The 18,750-nt window shown below is 58.5% G+C and carries 16 protein-coding genes and 1 tRNA gene; 8 read left to right on the top strand and 9 right to left on the bottom strand.

Translation table 11 applies throughout. From position 1 onward, the window contains the following. Nucleotides 1-3: 3 nt before the first annotated feature. The 8 genes from AC3YOG_RS20085 to AC3YOG_RS20050 all read right to left on the bottom strand — a co-directional run bounded on the left by AC3YOG_RS20085 (nucleotide 4) and on the right by AC3YOG_RS20050 (nucleotide 10,317). Nucleotides 4-4,857 carry a DEAD/DEAH box helicase gene (locus AC3YOG_RS20085; protein WP_489936384.1) on the bottom strand — a complete coding sequence of 1,618 codons (4,854 nt, stop codon included), beginning with the start codon at nucleotides 4,855-4,857 and terminating at the stop codon, nucleotides 4-6. Nucleotides 4,858-5,111: 254 nt separating this feature from the next. After that, complete coding sequence (locus tag AC3YOG_RS20080; protein WP_489936383.1) at nucleotides 5,112-5,291, bottom strand: hypothetical protein; 180 nt, start codon at nucleotides 5,289-5,291, stop codon at nucleotides 5,112-5,114. A gap of 71 nt (nucleotides 5,292-5,362) precedes the next feature. Then, a complete protein-coding gene (locus AC3YOG_RS20075) occupies nucleotides 5,363-5,575 on the bottom strand; it encodes a hypothetical protein (protein WP_489936382.1) in 213 nt (70 codons plus the stop codon). Between the two features lie 326 nt (nucleotides 5,576-5,901). Next, entirely contained in the window at nucleotides 5,902-6,270 is a 369-nt protein-coding gene (locus tag AC3YOG_RS20070) for a hypothetical protein (protein ID WP_489936381.1), read from the bottom strand. A 221-nt stretch (nucleotides 6,271-6,491) separates the two neighbouring features. Next, on the bottom strand, nucleotides 6,492-8,765 hold the full coding sequence (locus AC3YOG_RS20065) for a primase-helicase family protein (protein WP_489936380.1): 2,274 nt from the start codon (nucleotides 8,763-8,765) through the stop codon (nucleotides 6,492-6,494). A gap of 10 nt (nucleotides 8,766-8,775) precedes the next feature. Beyond that, complete coding sequence (locus AC3YOG_RS20060) at nucleotides 8,776-9,006, bottom strand: hypothetical protein (protein ID WP_489936379.1); 231 nt, start codon at nucleotides 9,004-9,006, stop codon at nucleotides 8,776-8,778. A 106-nt stretch (nucleotides 9,007-9,112) separates the two neighbouring features. Next, the gene (locus tag AC3YOG_RS20055) at nucleotides 9,113-10,126 is read right to left on the bottom strand and encodes a tyrosine-type recombinase/integrase (protein WP_489936378.1); all 1,014 of its coding nucleotides are present in this window, start codon (nucleotides 10,124-10,126) and stop codon (nucleotides 9,113-9,115) included. 101 nt (nucleotides 10,127-10,227) lie between these two features. Further along, nucleotides 10,228-10,317: transfer RNA gene (locus AC3YOG_RS20050), tRNA-Ser, on the bottom strand. Nucleotides 10,318-10,586: 269 nt separating this feature from the next. Here AC3YOG_RS20050 and AC3YOG_RS20045 point away from each other — a divergent pair. From AC3YOG_RS20045 to AC3YOG_RS20015, 7 genes are all read left to right on the top strand, one after another. After that, nucleotides 10,587-11,045, top strand: coding sequence for a GNAT family N-acetyltransferase (locus AC3YOG_RS20045; RefSeq protein WP_248305157.1), 459 nt, complete (start codon nucleotides 10,587-10,589; stop codon nucleotides 11,043-11,045). Between the two features lie 2 nt (nucleotides 11,046-11,047). Next, on the top strand, nucleotides 11,048-12,073 hold the full coding sequence (nagZ, locus tag AC3YOG_RS20040; RefSeq protein ID WP_489936377.1) for a beta-N-acetylhexosaminidase: 1,026 nt from the start codon (nucleotides 11,048-11,050) through the stop codon (nucleotides 12,071-12,073). 36 nt (nucleotides 12,074-12,109) lie between these two features. Then, nucleotides 12,110-13,762: an ABC transporter substrate-binding protein gene (locus tag AC3YOG_RS20035; protein ID WP_489936395.1), complete on the top strand. Its 1,653-nt coding sequence runs from the start codon at nucleotides 12,110-12,112 to the stop codon at nucleotides 13,760-13,762. An 81-nt stretch (nucleotides 13,763-13,843) separates the two neighbouring features. Then, on the top strand, nucleotides 13,844-14,821 hold the full coding sequence (locus tag AC3YOG_RS20030) for an ABC transporter permease (protein WP_489936376.1): 978 nt from the start codon (nucleotides 13,844-13,846) through the stop codon (nucleotides 14,819-14,821). 2 nt (nucleotides 14,822-14,823) lie between these two features. After that, the gene (locus AC3YOG_RS20025) at nucleotides 14,824-15,711 is read left to right on the top strand and encodes an ABC transporter permease (RefSeq protein WP_489936375.1); all 888 of its coding nucleotides are present in this window, start codon (nucleotides 14,824-14,826) and stop codon (nucleotides 15,709-15,711) included. Further along, the gene (locus AC3YOG_RS20020; protein WP_489936374.1) at nucleotides 15,708-16,526 is read left to right on the top strand and encodes an ABC transporter ATP-binding protein; all 819 of its coding nucleotides are present in this window, start codon (nucleotides 15,708-15,710) and stop codon (nucleotides 16,524-16,526) included. The genes AC3YOG_RS20025 and AC3YOG_RS20020 overlap by 4 nt, the downstream gene beginning before the upstream one ends. Further along, nucleotides 16,523-17,422 carry an ABC transporter ATP-binding protein gene (locus AC3YOG_RS20015; RefSeq protein WP_127754529.1) on the top strand — a complete coding sequence of 300 codons (900 nt, stop codon included), beginning with the start codon at nucleotides 16,523-16,525 and terminating at the stop codon, nucleotides 17,420-17,422. Before AC3YOG_RS20020 ends, AC3YOG_RS20015 begins: the two co-directional genes overlap by 4 nt. Nucleotides 17,423-17,432: 10 nt before the next feature. Here AC3YOG_RS20015 and AC3YOG_RS20010 read toward each other — a convergent pair whose 3' ends face one another. Next, on the bottom strand, nucleotides 17,433-18,257 hold the full coding sequence (locus AC3YOG_RS20010; RefSeq protein ID WP_489936373.1) for a C40 family peptidase: 825 nt from the start codon (nucleotides 18,255-18,257) through the stop codon (nucleotides 17,433-17,435). Nucleotides 18,258-18,499: 242 nt separating this feature from the next. Between AC3YOG_RS20010 and AC3YOG_RS20005 the strand changes: the two genes are divergently transcribed. Continuing rightward, nucleotides 18,500-18,730, top strand: coding sequence for a DUF6894 family protein (locus tag AC3YOG_RS20005; RefSeq protein WP_127754531.1), 231 nt, complete (start codon nucleotides 18,500-18,502; stop codon nucleotides 18,728-18,730). The last annotated feature ends 20 nt before the right edge of the window (nucleotides 18,731-18,750 follow it).

The following is an 18,750-nucleotide window of genomic DNA, read 5'->3' as shown; positions in this document are numbered from 1 at the left end:
CTCCTACATGTCGAGTTCGGGTAGGCCGTTCACGATCTTCATCGTTTCCAGACTGACCGTGATCACACGCTGAAATAGCTCCAGCGGATAGGCTGGGTTACCCACGGTTTCGATGGCGTAGCGGTTCGCATCGTTGACGATGCCGCTGTCTTTGTCCTGACGGACCCCTTGGCGTTCCATCACCCATTCAAGTGCAGACTTGCCGTTGACCACGTAGTCGTAGGCTTCGACTGGAATGTCCTCCATGGTGATCTGGTCGTTGTAAATGACCGTGGTGCGATCCTTGGTTTTGCCGAAACCGCCGAATTTCATCTTGGTCACGCGATAGAAGCTCTCGGGGTTGACGATATTCGTCAGCCGCAAATCGCCTTGCTTGACCGTGACAGGGTATGGCTCGACCACCTCATAGTTCACGTGGAGGTCTGCAAGTGTCCGACCTGCATCGCGGAAGGCACGATAGTCGGCAACTGAGTTTACCGCCGGAATGCGCGGCAATTCCTTGAGCAGATTGTCGGCATAGCGCTCTCGGTAGTCCAGCGAATGCAAGAGACCGTAAATGTAATAGAACAGGTCTTCCTTGCTGATCTGCTCGTCAGGCCATGCAACCTGGAAATGAGCAAGCGCCTCATCGGTAATTCCATCGCGAGTTTCGATCTTCTGGCCCTCGCTCGCGAACAGTCCGCCCTCTTCGCTCTGGACACGCTCATAGAGTTTTAATGGGAAACACTGTGAGCCACCATCGGTCTGCAATTCCGGTATCAAATCCATCATCAAAGCAAACTGACCATCACCGCGTGAGTTGGCCTTGATCATAATAACCCGATTGCCTTCACCCGTTGACGGGAACAATCGTGGCATCTGATAGACCATCTCGTTTAGTCGTCGACTGAAATACAACCACTCCTTGAAGAAGGGACGGTAAAGCGCCTGGACAAGCATGCCATCGTCTACGGAAAGTGGCCTCTCTCGCTCAAAATCATTGCGAAGTGCTCGGCTCCACGAGATCGCTGTTGGGTTTTCGGCCATGAAGCGCTCGGCGGGCGTCGATGCCTCTGCATCCTGCTTGCTCTGCCACTCAGACAGACGCTGATTATAGTAGGCGACGGTCCGTTCTATGTTCCCCTGAAGCGTTTCACGGGACGAGTTGAAGCACCAGGCGTCCCGCTGAGTTTTCAGTCCTGCCGAGTAATTCGCAAAGACTGTGGGCTCTCCCGATTTCTTGTCCCCGATGGCCATGAAATTCGCAAACCCGGCGTCACGCTGCTTCAACCAATCGCCGTGCTCGTCCGGGGTGACCTCCTGCCAGCCAGCTGCCTCGCCCAGCCCGGCAAGGCTGCCAAATGTCTCGATGCGCTTGAGCTTTTCATCGCGAGTGAGGTAGTCGCCGATGTCGTGGAAGTAAATTTTGCCCTTCTCTGTGGCCTTCGGGTTCTTGATGAAGAGGGTGATCACGATAGGGGCCCGGCTGCCGCCACCGAATATCTTGCCACCCTCCCGACGCGAAGTTTCGCCACTTGTGCGTTGGTTGCCTCGAAGATGGAACACGAAAACGCTGGAGAATTCGTCAGCCAGTGACTTGCGCATACCATCGGCAGTATTGGCGTCTATCCACCCCCCGTTGGTGACATAGGCGAGAATGCCGCTGTCACCCAACCGATCTGCGCCCCAGCGGATGGCGCGAATGTAGCTGTCATAGAGCGCGTTTTTATTCGTCGCCGTGGATCGAGCGGCAAAGGTCTCAGCAATACGCCCATCGAGCCCTGGATAGTCAATGTGATGGGAAACTGCGTAGGGCGGGTTGCCCATGATGACTCGAATGTCCAATCCCCGTTGACGTTTTCGGCGTTCGGAATTGTCCGGCATGATCTGCGCGACTAGATCGCCCTTTTCATACATCTGGAACGTGTCGGTGAGACAGATGCCCTCAAAGGGCACATAGTCCCCGCCCATGATGCCGTGATAGACCGTCTCGATATTGATCGCGGCAATGTAATAGGCGAGCAGCACTATCTCATTGGCGTGGATTTCGTGCCGGAACTTGCGCTCCATCTCCTCTGGCGCGATCAGGCCAGATTGCAACAGGCGTGTGATAAAGCTGCCCGTGCCGGTGAAGGGGTCAAGAATGTGGACGCCCTCAGAGCCGAGTGTTTGGTCAAACTCGCTGATCAACACATCGTTCACCGAGCGAATGATGAAGTCGATCACCTCAACTGGCGTATAGACGATACCGAGCTTTTCCGTGGTCCGCTTGAAGGCGCGGGCGAAGAACTTGTCATAAAGCTCAACGATGAGCTTCTGCTTAGCCTTTGCGTCCGTCAGACCAGCAGCCCGGAAACGGACGGACGCATAGAACTTCTCTAGATCGCGGCTTTCTTTGTCCAAATGAGCTTCGGACAGGACACCGAGGATGCCTTGAATGGCCTTCGACACTGGGTTTTCAGTGGTGAACTGATGCCCCTCGAATAGCGTCTCGAATACCGGTCGCGTGATGATGTGCTGCGCCAGCATTTCGATGGCGTCCGCTTCGGTAATGGTGCTGTTGAGGTCGTCACGAAGCTCTTCGACGAATGTGTCAAACGCTTTTCGGGCTGGCGTATCAGGAGTGGCCAAAATGCCTTCAAGCCGCGTGATGTGCGCCTGTGCGATTTCGGCGATATTGGTTGCCCAGTCCTCCCAATAGTCGCGCGTGCCGCACTTCTTCACGATGCGGGCCATAACGGCGCGACTGAATTCGTCAACGGCAAAGCCCAGTTCAAGCTGGGTGGGGGCGAATGGTTCGCTGATGACCGTATCGTCACCCCCATGGCCGATACCTGACCGCTCCGCCTTGGATCGGCTTGGCAAGTCTTGGACCGTGGCCGTGATTGCTCTTAGCTCTTCAGATTGCGCGGTGACGCCGACGACCTCGATCTTGTCGGAAATGTCTTGACCGAGCGACGCCTTGTTGATGGTGCTATCAAAGCGATCATCATGAGCGCGGAGGGCATTCAGAATTTGCCAGACGACGCGATACTTCTCGTTGTCGCGGAGGGCCTGTTCCGGCTCCATACCAGCAGGAACACCAACGGGCAGGATGACATAGCCCATCTTCTTTCCCGGTGCCTTTCGCATAACGCGGCCCACAGACTGCACAACATCAATCTGGCTCTTTCGTGGATGCAAAAACATGATGGCATCTAGTGCCGGAACGTCCACACCTTCGGAGAGGCAACGAGCGTTTGTCAGGACGCGACAAACATCATCGCCGCCCTCAGCCTTGAGCCAGTCCAGCAATTGCCCGCGCGATTTGGCGTTGAACGTGCCATCCACATGCTCGATTTCAACTTTCAGCGCAGGCGGACGGTTCTCGGCGTCCATCTGGGGCTGCTCGCAGTTGTATTCATCGACTACCGCTGAGAACTCGTCGCGGATGATTTTTGAGGCGTTAATGCTCTTGCAGAAGGCAATGGCGCGACGCATTGGCAGCGGATCGGCAGCGACATCAGGCTTTAGGTCCTGTTTGGTGAGGGCCTTATAGCAGCCGACGATCTTCGTGGCGTCGTCAAGGATCAGGCCGTTGGTTGGGTCTTCAAGTCGCTTCTGCACCGAGGCGCTGATTAACCCCTCGTCCATGGCCAAGACTATGACTTTGTAGTCCGTCAGCAGGTCATTCTGCACAGCCCACCCAAAGCCGCGATGGAACAGGGTGTCCCCAAACTTGGTGGGGTCGTCCATGTCTGCCAGTTCGGCGCCATACTCATCGGCCTTGGTGCGAGCATTCTCACCGAAAACACGCGGCGTGGCGGTCATGTAGAGCCGCTTGCGTCCACGGACATAGCGGTCATTATGAATGCGGACAAAATTGCTGTCGTCCTCACCATCCAATGTAACGCCCGTGGTTCGGTGGGCCTCATCGCAAATGATGAGATCGAAGTCTGGCAAGCCCGCCGCCTGTGCGTCGGTCAGTGTGGCGATCGATTGATAGGTCGAGAACACCACCGTCATGCGGTCAGGCGCGGGCTGGCGGGCCTCAGCAGCTATCTTGCTCGGGTCCGTGGTGGCGGGCAGCACCAGATCGTGAATTTCGATTTCGGCAACATCATCGCCACGGCGCTTGCCGACCTGACTGTCAGAGCAGACAGAGAAAGCCCGGAGAGGCACACCAGCATCGTTGACCCATTCTCGAATGGTCTGAGACATCAGCGCTAGCGAGGGCACCATGAACAGCACTTGCTTACCGATACCGGCTACATCTTCGGCAATCTTGAGGCCGGTGAAAGTCTTGCCGGTGCCGCAGGCCATGATCAGCTTGCCGCGATCAGCCGTGGTCAGTCCGGAGCGAACGGCTTCCAACGCCTCTTGCTGGTGGTGTCGCAGCTCCTTCTTGGCGAGTAAGACCACTTCGCCTCTGCGCTCGAACGCGGACCAGTCAATGCGGCTTTCTCGAAGGTCGGTGAGGCCGATACGGGTGACCGGAATGGACTGCCCCCGGATCATCTCCTCGGCATTGGCACCCCAGTCGTTCTCCGTGGTATCGATGATGACACGGCGCGCGAACGGGGCCTTGCCCGAGGCGCTTATGAAGCTGTCGATGTGCTCTTTGCGGATGCGGGCACCAGGGGCATAGAACTTGGCTTGAATGGCCGCGTAGCCGTCTTCGTTGCGCAGTTGGGCTACAAGGTCGATGCCAGTGTCCCGGCCATCCAAGCCGCGCTCCTGGGCCCATTCAGTCCACGTCCACACCTGCGAAAACTCTTCGGACTGGATCGGATCAGCCAAAAGGTAGGCCTTTGCCAGTCTCTCAAAGTAATTGCCCTTCTCGCGTTCGCTGACTGCGGCCGTTCGGTAGGTCGTGAGCAGGTCATCAAGCGAGGACATGGAGGCTTTCGGAATACGATATCGACTCTCGGCTTCGTGCCATGATTGTTGCTCTTTGGGCAACTGCAACGATCATGACACGATGCCTTGCTGCTCGGGTGCGACAGAAAGGGCGGCCAAGCCTGCCCCGTCGAATCGCGTTTGAAGGGGGACACTTTGAAATCTGGGCTACCGGCATACACACGCACGGCGCTGACTATCAAAAATTCTCAGAACTATTTCACACCACCCAAGAACAAAGAAGGGGCCGTCATCTAGTTGGTCGACGTAGCCTCCTCCTCGCGACCGGCTCGAATGAAACGCAACAGCAATTCCAGTGCGTTGAACGGGATGCCTGCCGTCGTGTCCTTGGGATAATTTACAGCGCTTATGACGATTTCACAGGCGGAAGGTACTTCGGTCAGAGGCCCCTCGTCGGTGTAAGCCTCGTCCATTTCTCCACTCAGGGTAGCCATCAGGTGTCACATGATGATGGCTCCCTGCTCGTCGATCTTGTGCACCGCAGTCATCCGTTATGGCTCGAGTGATAGCGATCCACAATGTGTGTCAACGCGTCCGGCGAGGGATGGTCGTGCTTCCGAAGGTAGGCGTCGGCGGCACGCAGCTTGACGATGCTTTCTGCGAGGACCGGCAAATCTTCGATTTCATAATGCATATCGAGTTCACTCGACAGGTCTGCGGCAAGATCTGCGATCAGGGTCAGGTGTTCATTTGACATAGGTTATCTCCTCTTCGATTCAGCGCACCGAAGCTGTTGGTTGTGCAAGAGTGATGCGGGACTGGCACCAAGGCACGCTGGCGGAAGCGCCAACTCGATGCCGTGGGTCTGTTCCCGAGCGGGCGAATGAGTTTCAAATTTCTCGCCCACGGATCAATATAGGGCGCTCGCACGAACCTTCCAGAGAGAAGGTGTACACCAATTTTGGCATACAAAACATGGTGTTAAGCGACCCATGGGGTCACACCTCGCGACGAAAAAAAACGAAAAATCAGAGTGACATCATAGCGAGCCCGGCGGTCGGAAAGGCATAATGCCGCTTGTCATCACGAAGCCCGCTCTTGCCCAGTCATTTGGGCTTCAATGCTCTGCACAAACCATTCGACAGCTTCTTGCGTAACGGGCTCGACTTGCAAGTCGCGCGCCTCAAGCCAGATGCGACAGACCTCCCAAGCCGGCATCGCTCCGCCCGTGAGCCAGTCGATGATCTTGTCAGGCCGGTAGAACACCTTGTTGCCGCGCCCTCTAAGTGGTGGCTCAAAAGGCGGCCCGTACGCCCGCATGCGCCAATTGGCGAGGGATTGCAGCGAGACTCCCGTTAATTTCGACAATTCCATGCTGCTGATCGGGCGCCAAGGCGGCGAGGTAAGCATTTGAAAGGCATCGGCCGAAAGCTTGGAGAAATCAACTGGCATGGATGGAATGTGGTGGAAGTAAGTGAAAACTCAATGGCTTGTCTCAATGTCTCACTGTCTCAGTCTTCTCAAATTCAATAAAATAAGCTGTCATACAGAATAGAGCGGCGCGGCTTGATCACCTCCACCAACTCCGCTGCCTCATCAGCGAATTTTTTGTGCGAGACAGTGAGACACTGAGGCAGAAGCGGGGTGACCAAAGGCCACCCCGAGCTTCATTTTTACCAAGGTAGGCGCGGCTGATAGGCAGCACGCATTTCTGCGGAACTTGCCAACTCCCACTTTTCCTGATTTCGCCATGCCCACACACGGGGACGCTCCTTAGAATAAGGAACACGAAACTGATCAAGGCGAGCAAACCCCAGTCCCTTCATGACCCCAATCACCGCCGTACGAGAAACTGCGGCCCGATTGCCCAGCAGCGGACGAATTTCCCGCAACAGATCCTCCGCGGTAAGCAAGTCTCCTATGAAGGGATACTCTTCGTCCCGCATCAATGCCCGCACCTCACGCATCAAGGCGCTTTCTGAAGCTTCGATAAGAACACGCTTCGCTTCGGTCATCGGAGGCGCCTCGTCCGGAACAAAGCTCGAAATGTTGCGCTTAAGCAGATAGTTCAGAAACATCGGTGCCTCAGCGAGCCCAACCGTCCACAGTCGCTTGTAGTACTCAGTCTCTCGCGGCGTCTGCGGCGACGAAACCAGGAAGATGCGGCGATCATCTGGCGCAATTTTGACCGGCACCGCCTGATTGGTAAACCCGATCATCAACCGAGGCGTCTTTGCATCGCGGATCGGCATATTCTTCTGCTCCACCGAATGGGTCTCCTCGGTGATCCAGGGCTTCAGGGTCTCGTAAGCTTCAAGATGGCCGCCCACGCCGGATTCCTCCCAAAACAGAACCTGCTTGTCGCCCAGATCTTCATTCCACTTACTGAGAATGCGCTCCCCAGTAACCGTTTCCACGTTCGTCTTGCCAAAAACTGCCGTCATAAGGGCACGCAGGAAACTCTTTCCCGTCCCCTGCCCGCCCTGTGCAAGAGCAACATGGCGGATCTTGCGACCGGGGAACTGGACCGAATGAGCGAGCATGTTCAGGTAGTGATCGCGTTCAGATTCGATAGGAAAGAGGTAGTCAAAGTGTGCAAGCAGCACATCGCAGTTACCATCCTCGGGCGCTAAACCGGAAGCGTCCCAAGTGTTAAAAACAGACTGTCGATCGACCTCGGCAAAGCGCTCTGAGTTACCGGGCAGATAATCAAGCTTGTCCACCTTCCGCGTCAGAACGTCCCAATTCATCTCCTGGTGCGGAATCTTCTTAAGTAACGCCATGTACTTGTCAGAGAACTCTGCCGCAGACACTCGGATGTTCGATTCCGTATTGATGTACTCGCGAGTCTCAATGACATAGACATGCTTACCGAGCAAAGAGGCCTTGGCCGCATTGCGGAAGCCGAGCTGCAAAGGCGTATTCAGCCCCTCGCTACGAAATAAAGGACACTGGGCACACCCAGCAAAGCCCGCCTCATGAATGCTTTCACAGCTAGGCGCAACGATTGCCCGCTCAAGCTTCCCAGCGGCCTCTACCTCGTCGTAACGAGGGTCGGCTGCCGAAAGCGTGTGGAAAAGCGTCTGACCGTCCTCGCAAAGCTTCATAAGCCCTGCCGTGAGAAACCAGTCAGGCTCGGCAAGCTGATGGGCATTGTCCTGACACGAACGCGCCCAGGCACAACCGGCAACGATGGACTCAAACTGGGGTTGCGACTTTTCCGCGTCAACGTTTACCTCAGAGCCCTTCTTCTTGTTATTTGCACTCGAAACAATCTTGGAGCCCTTGATCACGTGCTTGGGGGCAATGGACTCGAGGTCCCTCTGCGTCAGTGACAAGGCGGGGTCGTAGCTTTCAAGAGTAACGGGCTTGGCCGGCTTGGTCTTGTGGTTAAGAGTGCCCGGATTCCGACTCAAACGGACAAGATCGCCCGTAAAGTCCATATGGCGACCGCGCGCCTGGAAAGCAGCCTGGAACGCACGATGAACACCACCAATCAGGTAGCGAGCCCGTTTGCGATCATTTCCAGACGCCACCAAAAACGGGTCTGCAAGGTGGATGCGGCCATAATAGCCATTTCCCGAATTGATGACGGCAGACAGCTTCGGCAGCCCCGCCGCCTGGATAATCGCTTGGACTTCCTCCAGCGATTCCGGAAGAAGGTCATTCCGTGCGTGCACATCCGGCAAGTTGGACTTGATATCGATGTCCATGCTGATCACGGGAAATGCGCAGACATCTTCAGTCTTGCCGCGGCCGGACACCGGCTCATGATCGTAAACGCCCAGAGAGAAGTAGCTCTGCCAGGTCTCACCTAACGCAAGCATGTACCGTTCAGCGGCTTCAATGTCGTGGACATTGAAGAACTTGAAACCCAACTTCGGGCTCCCGATAGAAACAAAGCCTTCGTCCAGGCCACCAAAAATCGTCTTAAGATTATAGGTCAAGGCAGCACCCTCACAGCGCCAGCAAGCCATGCACGGTCTGTGCACTTGCAAGGACATTCAGAATTTCTGGTATCACGTCGGCAGAGAGCACAATCTGCTCAGCGCCGATGTCCAATGCCGCAACAAGCTTTCCAAGCAGATCGTCATCCCCCATCGAAATCACGGTCGGATACAGCTGATGGCTGCAGATTTCACGGTTCGGGAGGAAAAGTTCTTCAGTCGATTCATTAAGATTGCACATCAAGTTACTTCTGTTGCCGGCCCCTAATGGCCGGTTTCAGAGATATGAGGATGCAAAGAACGACTTCCAGAGGCGGCCTGCCCGTTGTCTATTGGATATCAACGCGTTATCGAGCAGTGTCGTCCTTACGCTTCGCCAAGATGCCCAACCTTGCCGCCACACTCTCCGGCCGCAAATGCGTATATCGAGCCAGCATCCGCGAATCCCGATGTCCACTGATCAAGGCCACCTCCGGCACGGTCAGCCCAAGTTCGAAAAACCGGCTGATCGCCTCATGGCGCAAATCGTGCAACCTCAGATCCTTAATGTCGGCACGAGCGATAAGACGCTCCCATGCCTGACGCACCGTTGTCGGCAAAAGCGGAAACACCCGATCCTCATCTTCTTTCAATCCACCCAGCACACAAACCGCCAGCGGGGTCAGCGGAACAGATCGAGCATGGCCATTTTTCGTCATTCTCAGCAGCACCAGGCCACGGCAAAGATCGACATCCTTCCAGCGCATAGACAACAGCTCGCCACGGCGCATCCCGGTCTCAATCGCCAGAATGATGAAGGGCTTGAGCCAGGTTGCCCTTGCCCGTTCGACCGAATGCCAAAAGGAGTCAATCTCCTCGGGCATCAAGCGTCGGTCGCGAGCCCTACTTGGTGGCGGCAGCTTGATCTGCTGCACGGGATTTATCGGCAGCGGCATGTCCCACTCGCGACGTGCTACCTCAAAACAATGCTGCAAAATGGCCAGTTCGCGCCGTACTGTGCCAGAGCTGACTTCAAGCAACCGGCTATCGCGATACTGGGCAACAACCGAGCCCGTCAGCTTGTCTAGGCTGACCTTCACGATCGGGCGGGCACGGATAACGGTGAGCTTGGAGCGTTCCTGCTCCTGCCCCCGTTTGGTGCTGGTAATTTCCGTCTCATACCGGTGGAGAAGATCGCCAATGGTCACCTTGCGCATCTCGCGCCTCGGAACAGGTACATTGCCCCGGTCGATCTGGCGTTCCTGATCTCTAGCCCAAGCTTGCGCATCCGCCCGAGTGGCGAAGGATTGCGATTGGGACGGATAGCCGTCGCGCCGAACTTGAACCTGGTAGGAAGCACCGCGCTTGCGGATCGTGGCCATGGAAATTCCTGTCAGTGTGACACTATAGTGACAGACTGAAGGTTTGGCGCTTGTTTTGGCTTTCGCTCGAAACTAACTGTTGAGGCAAATCAAACAGTTAGTGGCGGAGAGGGAGGGATTCGAACCCCCGATGGAGTTGCCCCCATGCCGCATTTCGAGTGCGGTGCATTCAACCACTCTGCCACCTCTCCGCGAGGTCATTCGGCACGCAAGGCGCACCCGGTCGACGGGGCGGCTTATGCCATAGCCTGAACGAGGCTGCAACTCCCGTTGTGGAGCAACTTCGTTTCCCTGCTGTCAGATGCAAGTGGGTAATGAACCCCTATTTCCCCAGCACCGTGCCCGGCACAGCTGAAGGTGGGTGGTCCTTTGCCTTGGGCCCGCGTATTGGTAGTTACGATTCAACGCTTTGGTTCGCTGCATTTCCATGGATTGTCTCGTAAATCTTTATGCTCGACCGATGGCAGAGCTGGCGAAGCGGGTCGAGGACGTGCAGGCCACCATTCGCGTGGCGCTGCCACCCGAGCAGCACATCATCAAGGACTGGGTGCGCCGGCACTTCAGCGAATATTGGGTCAGCGAGGTCAGCGCCGCCATGGCTCACCAGCCGCCGGGATGCCTGATTGCCGTGTCTGACGGGGAACTGGTGGGCTTTGCCTGTTATGACGCCACCGCTCGCGGCTTTTTTGGCCCCACCGGGGTCGCCGAACAGCAGCGCGGCAAGGGCATCGGGCTGGCGCTCCTGTCGGCAACGCTCCAGGCCATGAAGGCGCAGGGCTATGCCTATGCGATCATCGGCGGTGTGGGCCCGGTCGAATTCTACAGCAAGGCCGCAGGAGCGATACCCATCTTCAATGAGGGGGAAGACATCTACCAGGGCCTGCTGCGTCTCAAGCCAATCGCGGAGTTGCAGAACTGAGCATGTCATCCACCCCACCGCTCGCCCTGTTTGTCGGCATGCCCGGCCTTGAGCTTTCCGCTGACGAAATCGCCTTTTTCCGGGAAGCCGATCCCTATGGGTTGTTCCTGTTCCGGCGCAATCTCGATACCCCTGAGCAGGTGCGCCGGCTGTGCGCCCAGTTTCGGGATGCGGTGGGAAGGGCGGATGCGCCGGTTTTCATTGATCAGGAAGGGGGCCGCGTGCAGCGGCTCAACAATGGCAACTGGCCCAATTTCCGCAGCCTGGGCAGCTTTGGCGCCCTGGCACGCCAGGACCTGGAGCTGGCCAAACGGGCCCTGCGCCTGTCGACGCTAGCCATGGGAACGATCATGGCCGAGCTCACCATCGATAGCGGCACCACGCCAGTGGTCGATCTCGCCCGCCCCGGCACCCATGACGTCATCGGCCAGCGCGCCTTTGGCGATGACCCCGAACTGGTTATCGCCATGGCCCGCGAGGTTATCGATGCCATGCTGGAGGTCGGCGAACTGCCGATCATGAAGCATATTCCAGGCTATGGACGGGTGACGGTCGATCCGCACTTCCAGTGTCCGGTGGTGGATGCATCGATTGAAGATCTGCGCCAAAGCGATTTCCGCCCCTTCATGGCGCTTCGCAACACGCCCTGGGCCATGGTTGCCCATCTCGTGTTCACGCAGATCGATCCCGACCACCCCGCGTCGGTGTCTCCGGCCGTCTACGAGCTGATACGGGACGAGCTCGATTATGACGGGGTGCTGATCACCGATTGCCTGACCATGGAAGCGCTGGCGGGCAGCTGGGCGGAGCGCGTGACGGCGGCCCTGGCAGCGGGTTGCGATATCGCGCTGCATAGCCAGGGCGACCTCAAAGCGAGCGAGGCGGCCGCCAACGCAGCGCGACCGCTGAGCGAGGCTTCGCTGCGGCGAATTGCGCGAGGAGAAGCGATGCGGGGCACATTGCGGGTGGACGCTTTGGCGCTCCACGCCGAAGTTGAACAGATTTTCAGGGAAAAGGGCATCGCCTAAGGCGCTGCCTGGAGCAAACAAGGGAGTTGAGACGTGCTGAACAAAACACTGCTCGCGGCGACGTCAGCCGCAATTCTGGCCATGGCAGCACCCGCAAGTGCGCAAGTGGTGGTGACGGTCAGTTCGGAACAAACCACCACCTGGGTGCGCAACTTCAATCCGTTCAACCAGACTTCGGCGCGTGCCACCACCAAGGACTTCATCTACGAGCCGCTCGCGATCTTCAATCGCCTCAAGAACCAGACCGAGTTCCGTCTCGCGGAAAGCTTCGAACTGGCCGATGATCTGAAGTCCATCACCTTTGTGCTGCGCGATGGCCTCAAATGGTCGGATGGCGAGCCGCTTACTGCCGACGACCTGGTGTTCACCTATGGCTATCTCAAGCAGTTTCCGGCGCTCGATTTCAACTCGGTGTCAGCCCTCCTCGACTCCGTCGAGAAGATTGACGAGCGCACGGTGCGCTTCAACCTGCTGCAGCCCAATTCCCTGATCGCCAATACCATTGTCGGCATGCCGATCGTTCCCGAGCATGTCTGGGCCGAGATCACCGATCCGGTGACCTTCACCAATGAAACGCCCGTTGGTTCGGGTCCGCTCACCGAGATCAGCCGCTTTACGCCCCAGGTCTACGAGCAGTGCCGCAACCCCAATTATTGGGATGCGGAAAGCCTCAAGGTTGATTGCATCCGCCTGCCCCAGCTCGCCGACAACCCACAGGTGCTGGCCGCACTGGCTGACGGGACGCTGGATTGGGCTACGAGCTTCATCCCGGACATCGACAACACTTTTGTGGCCAAGGACCCCGAGCACAACAAGTACTGGTTCAATCCTTCGAGCCTCGTGTCCTTCCAGCTCAGCATGATTACGCCCGACGAGAACAACCGGAAGGCGTTCACCGATGTCAATTTCCGGCGTGCTCTGAGCATGCTGATCGACCGGCAGACCATTGTCGACATCGCCGGCTATGGCTATCCACTGATCAACGAAGACCCTTCCATGCTTGGCGAGCTCTACAAGGCCTTCGCCAATCCTGAAGTCCAGGTGCAGTTTGGCCAGTTCGGCAAGTTCGACCCCGAAGCGGCAACGGCCCTGCTCGATCAAAGCGGTTACGTCGACAAGAATGGCGACGGGATGCGCGACAACCCCGATGGCACGCCGATCGCCATCGATATCGAAATCCCCAATGGCTGGACCGACTGGATCGACGCTGTCCAGATCGCCATGGAGTCCCTTCAGGGTGCTGGCCTCAACGTCAAGATGAGCACGCCCGAGGAATCGGTGTGGAGTGCCGACCTGATCGCGGGCAAGTACTCGATGACGCTCAACGCCCTAGCTTCGGCCGCCAATCCCTACTTCCCCTATATCCGCTCCTTCAACCCCGAGGATTTCGGCAAGTCGCGCTTCACGGCCCCCCATTGGGAGAACGCGGAGGTGATGGATCTGCTTGGCCAATACACCCAGATCAAGGATCCGGCGCAGCAACAAGAGATCATGAACAAGCTCCAGATGATCGTTGCCGAAGCCATGCCCGTGATCCCCGTCTACAACAGCCCCGCTTTCTATCAATACAGCACCAGGCGGTTCACCGGCTGGGCGAGTGCCGAAAACCCGATCGTCTCCCCGGTGGTATCGAATGCCAATCCAGGACGCCTGATCCAACTGCTGGCCTTGCGCCCAGTGCAACAATAAGCTGGCCGAGGGTGCGTCACCTGACGCATCCTCGGCCTCGCCCCTGGCAGCGGGTTCTTTTTCCAACACGGACGAACATCGATGGCATTTCTGCTCCGGCGCGTTGGCTTTTATCTCGCAGCCTTTCTTGCCGCCGCGACGGTCAACTTCTTCCTGCCCCGCATGATGCCGGGGGACCCGATCCAGATCATGTTCGCCAGCGCCGGATCGAACCTGTCCATGGAGAACCTCAACGCGCTCAAGCTGACCTTCGGGTTTATCGATGCGCCGGTTGGCGAGCAGTACCTGACCTATCTCAAAAGCGTCTTCACCGGTGATCTGGGGGTCTCGATCAAGTACTTCCCCCTGCCCGTGACCGAACTCCTGGGGCGCGCCCTGATCTGGACCGTGGGCCTGGTTGGCTCGGCCACTCTGCTCGGTTTTACGCTTGGCACCCTGCTCGGCATCATGGCGGCGTGGCGCCGGGGCACGATATTTGACACTGTGGTTTCGCTGCTCGCCATCTTTTCGAGCTCCGTGCCGGCCGTCGTGCTTTCGCTCATCATGTTGTTCGTGTTCGGCTATACGCTGGGCTGGTTCCCCAGCGGCTATGCGGCCGACCCCATGCTCGATCCGGCGTTTAGCTGGCAGTATATTTCGTCCGTGCTGTATCACGGCTTCTTGCCGATGATCACGCTGGTGGTTGCGCTGACCGGCGGCTTTGCGGTGACCATGCGCAACAACATGATCAACCTGCTGGGCGAGGACTACATCGTAATGGGCCGCGCCAAGGGCCTTTCCGATCAACGGGTCATGATCTGGTACGCGGCACGCAATGCGCTGCTGCCTACCGTGTCGAGCCTGGCCATCTCGCTGGGCAGCGTGCTTGGCGGCTCATTGGTGATCGAAGTCGTCTTCAACTATCCTGGCGTTGGCAACATGCTGTACCAGGCGATCCTTGCCCGCGACTATCCAGTGATCCAGGGGCAACTGCTGATCATGACGGCCGCCATGCTCATCTCCAACTTTGCCGTCGATCTGAGCTATTTGCTGCTCGATCCGCGCCTCAAAAAGGCCTGACCGTGCCGCTCCTCGCTCAGCTTGCCCATAACAAGAAGGCCGTTGTCGGCCTCACCATTCTGACGATCATCATCCTGGTGGCGATCTTTGCGCCGGTGCTGACGGAATACTCCCCCACCCAGCGCGTGGGCCGCCCCCACCAGCCCCCATCAAGCGAGCATTGGCTGGGCACGACGCGGCTGGGTCATGACGTGTTCACGCGCCTGGTCTATGGCGCCCGCATCTCGCTCGCGGTTGGCTTTGGCGCGGGATTGCTCATCACCCTGATCGGCACCGTCCTCGGCATCCTTGCCGGCTACAAGGGTGGCGTCGTCGATGAGGTCATCAACTTTTTCACCAATATGGTCCTGGTGGTACCCAACCTGCCGCTGCTGCTGGTGATCGCAGCCTTTATCGGGCAGGCAAATCCGCTGGTGATCGCACTGATCCTGGGCTTCACCTCCTGGGCCTGGGGTGTGCGCGTCACCCGTTCGGAAACCCTGTCGCTGCGCCAACGCGACTTCGTCAAGTCGGCCGAGATGCTGGGCGAGCCCAGCCGGCGCATCATGGCCTTCGAGATTTTTCCCAATCTCGTCTCGATCGTCGGCATCAATTTCATCGGCAGCGTGATCTTCGCCGTGGTTACCGAGGCGACGCTCGAATTCCTCGGCCTCGGTGATCCCAACACTGTTTCCTGGGGCATCATGCTCTACAATGCGCAGAACGCCTCGGCTCTTTCGGTGGGCGCCTGGTGGGACCTGCTGTCGCCCTGCCTCGCGCTAGCCCTGCTCGGACTTGGCCTGGCGCTGCTGAACTTTGCCATCGACGAAATCGCCAATCCCCGCCTGCGCACCGGCGGCATGTTGAGCCGCTGGACAGCGCGCGTGCGGGCCGGAGAGGGCAAGCTATGACCGATCCCGTCCTGTCCATTCGCAACCTTTCCATCGACTATGTTGGCGCCGAGGAGGATTTCCGCGCCGTCAAGGATGTCAGCTTCGACATCATGCCCGGTGAGTTCTTCGGGCTTGCCGGGGAATCGGGTTGCGGGAAAAGCACCATTGCCTTTGCCATCAGCCGCCTGCATCGCCCGCCCGCGCTGATCCTGAGCGGCAGCCAGATCCGGCTTGCTGGCCGTGACGTGCTGGCTCTGAACGAGGAGGAGTTGCGCAGCTTCCGCTGGCGCGAGGTTGCAATGGTTTTCCAAAGCGCCATGAACTCGCTCAATCCCGTCCTCACCATCGAGCGGCAGTTTTTCGATGTGCTGCGCACCCATACCGGCATGTCGCGCGCCCAGGCCCGCGACCGGGCAGCCGAGCTGCTCGCCATGGTCGATATCTCGCCTGATCGGCTATCCTCCTATCCGCACCAGTGCTCGGGCGGAATGCGCCAGCGCATCGTCATCGCCATTTGCCTTGCGCTCAATCCCAAGCTGCTGATCATGGATGAGCCAACCACCGCGCTCGATGTGGTGGTGCAGCGTGAGATACTGGGCCGTATCGATGTTCTGCGCCAGCAACTAGGCTTTTCCGTCCTTTTTATCACCCACGACCTTGCCCTGATGGTGCAGGCCTGTGATCGCATCGGCATCATGCTTGAAGGGGAGTTGGTGGAGGTGAATGCGGCGCAGACCATCTACCAGTCGCCCCAGCATGCCTATACGCGCCGGCTTTGGGGCTCCATGCCCAAGCTCTCCGGCCAACAGATTGGCGCGAGCGCAGCCCTATGACCCAGACCGAACCGGTTCTCGCCCTCGACAATGTTTCCAAGACCTTTGGTCGCGCGGACCAGCCGGTTTATGCCGCGCGTTCCGTGTCGTTTGCGCTCCATCCCGGCCGCACCCTCGCCCTGGTGGGCGAATCGGGGTCGGGAAAGACCACCGCGGCGCGCCTGATCATGCGAGAATACCGGCCTGATGCGGGGCAACTCCTGTTCCGCGGCATGCCAGTCACCAGCAGCGGTCTCAAGTCTTACCGCGCCGCGGTGCAGATGGTGTTCCAGGATCCGTTTGCCTCGCTTAACCCAGCGCACACGGTGCGCCACCATCTGGAGCGACCACTCCGCCTTCACCGGCCCAAGATGAAGGGCGCCGAACGCCGGGTTGCGATTGATGAACTCCTCTCGCGCGTCAAGCTTGATCCAAAACTGGTCGCGCCGAAATATCCGCACGAATTGTCAGGAGGCCAGCGCCAGCGCATCAGCATCGCCCGGGCATTGGCGGTTGACCCAGCGGTGATCGTTGCCGACGAACCTACCTCCATGCTCGACGTGTCCGTTCGCCTGGGCATTTTGAACCTGCTCAACGACATGAAGCGCCAACTAGGGCTGGCGCTCCTGTACATCACCCATGACATCGCCACGGCGCGCTATGTCGCTGAGGACATCATGGTGATGTATGCCGGACAGATTGTGGAATGGGGCGAAACGGATAAGGTGTTGAGCAATCCCCAGCATCCTTATACGCGCCTGCTGCTCTCGGCTGTTCCCGATCCGGACCAGCGATTTGCCGACACCTCTGGCGCAGCCGAACTCACGCATGTCGAGGAGATCCGGCGACGATCGGCCCTGCCGCAGCCGGAGGTACGGCAGGTGGCGCCCAACCATTTTATTCGGCCACTGCCCTAAGCGGCAGGGCCTAGTCGAGGCGCCGAAAAGCGGTCGGCTCGCCACCACCGCGACTGCTGATCCGCGCCACGGCCTCGGCCAATGGCTCGATTACCACCGCCATGTGGAAGGCGTTGGCGTGGATCATGTCCCTATCGCTGGTCATCATGGCAACATGGCCACGCCAGAACACCAGGTCACCCCGGCGCAGGGCGTCAACCGGGTGGCCGAGCGCGACCTGCTGGTCGGTATCGCGCGGACAATCGCGCCCGCAGGCATAGAGCGCCTGTTGCACCAGCCCCGAACAATCAAGCCCCAAGCTCTCGCGCCCGCCCCAGAGATAAGGCGTCCCCACAAATCGCTGCGCCACCGCGACGGGATCTGTTTCAGCTTCCTGCACAGGGGCGAGATGCTCCTCAACAAACCAGCCGCCTGCGGTTTGTACGAAGCGACCCTCGCGGCCCTCAGCGACCAGCAGCGCATTCATGGAATAAAGCCCGGTTGGCGCGGTCTTGATGCTGGGGCCGCTAAACGCATAGGTGCGGAGCGCCCTCACTTTGTGGGTAGGGGTTCGGGGAGCGCCGCTCAGGGCGCTCGCCGCCACAAAACCCACATAGCCATCGCGCATGGCGCGCCCGAACGCCCAGCCATCCGCCACATCGAGCACCTCGAACAATTCCCCGAACAGCACCTGATCGAGCTGTTCGGCGGACGGCGACGGCTCCCGGCGCAACGGGGCACAAGCCACCGAGGTCTGGTGGATGGTCGTATCAAGATAGCGATCAGCAGGAACAATGCCCTCAAGGGATCGGGCTGCGACGCCGTCGCGCGCCAAGGTGAGGCGATGATCAAGCAAGATGGTGTCCTGTCCTGGTGGAAGGCTCGGGGATATTACGGCTCCCGCAAAGCCCGGAGCCACTATGCGCGTGCTGAATGGTAGCGCGCTCGCTTTCTCCTGTCACGCACCCGCGAAGTGCCAGCCTTCCGCCAAGCTTGATCGGCATCACCGACAGCTGCTTCTCTCCCGCTTGTGAATCCAAGCGGGGAACAGACGTTCCGCGCAACTCGTTGGGGAGGAACGATAACGAGGTGGCCCAAATGCCGAGGTTCTTTTTCAATCACCAGTCCGACCGCGGACCGCTCGACGTGGATATCGACGGCATCAAGCTGGAGTCCCTCAATGCAGCGATCGAGGAGGCATCCTTTGCGGTCAAGGGGGCCGTTGCCTTGGCCGATGAGCCAACGCGGGGCGAGTTCCAGATTGAAGACGAAGGCCGGGTCGTTCTGGCCCGGGTCCCTTACGCGGTAGTGGATGACGAAGCAGACTAGGCGGTAACGAGCCTTTTTCC

Source organism: Devosia sp. Z6_126 (assembly GCF_058133495.1).
This window is presented reverse-complemented; position numbering and strand designations above follow the sequence as displayed.

Bases quoted from the DNA above. Each gene is read 5' to 3' on its own strand.
- AC3YOG_RS20085 (WP_489936384.1), bottom strand. From the start codon at position 4,857: ATGTCCTCGCTTGATGACCTGCTCACGACCTACCGAACGGCCGCAGTC.
- AC3YOG_RS20080 (WP_489936383.1), bottom strand. From the start codon at position 5,291: ATGGACGAGGCTTACACCGACGAGGGGCCTCTGACCGAAGTACCTTCC.
- AC3YOG_RS20075 (WP_489936382.1), bottom strand. From the start codon at position 5,575: ATGTCAAATGAACACCTGACCCTGATCGCAGATCTTGCCGCAGACCTG.
- AC3YOG_RS20070 (WP_489936381.1), bottom strand. From the start codon at position 6,270: ATGCCAGTTGATTTCTCCAAGCTTTCGGCCGATGCCTTTCAAATGCTT.
- AC3YOG_RS20060 (WP_489936379.1), bottom strand. From the start codon at position 9,006: ATGTGCAATCTTAATGAATCGACTGAAGAACTTTTCCTCCCGAACCGT.
- AC3YOG_RS20055 (WP_489936378.1), bottom strand. From the start codon at position 10,126: ATGGCCACGATCCGCAAGCGCGGTGCTTCCTACCAGGTTCAAGTTCGG.
- AC3YOG_RS20045 (WP_248305157.1), top strand. From the start codon at position 10,587: ATGGCAGAGCTGGCGAAGCGGGTCGAGGACGTGCAGGCCACCATTCGC.
- nagZ (WP_489936377.1), top strand. From the start codon at position 11,048: ATGTCATCCACCCCACCGCTCGCCCTGTTTGTCGGCATGCCCGGCCTT.
- AC3YOG_RS20030 (WP_489936376.1), top strand. From the start codon at position 13,844: ATGGCATTTCTGCTCCGGCGCGTTGGCTTTTATCTCGCAGCCTTTCTT.
- AC3YOG_RS20020 (WP_489936374.1), top strand. From the start codon at position 15,708: ATGACCGATCCCGTCCTGTCCATTCGCAACCTTTCCATCGACTATGTT.
- AC3YOG_RS20015 (WP_127754529.1), top strand. From the start codon at position 16,523: ATGACCCAGACCGAACCGGTTCTCGCCCTCGACAATGTTTCCAAGACC.
- AC3YOG_RS20005 (WP_127754531.1), top strand. From the start codon at position 18,500: ATGCCGAGGTTCTTTTTCAATCACCAGTCCGACCGCGGACCGCTCGAC.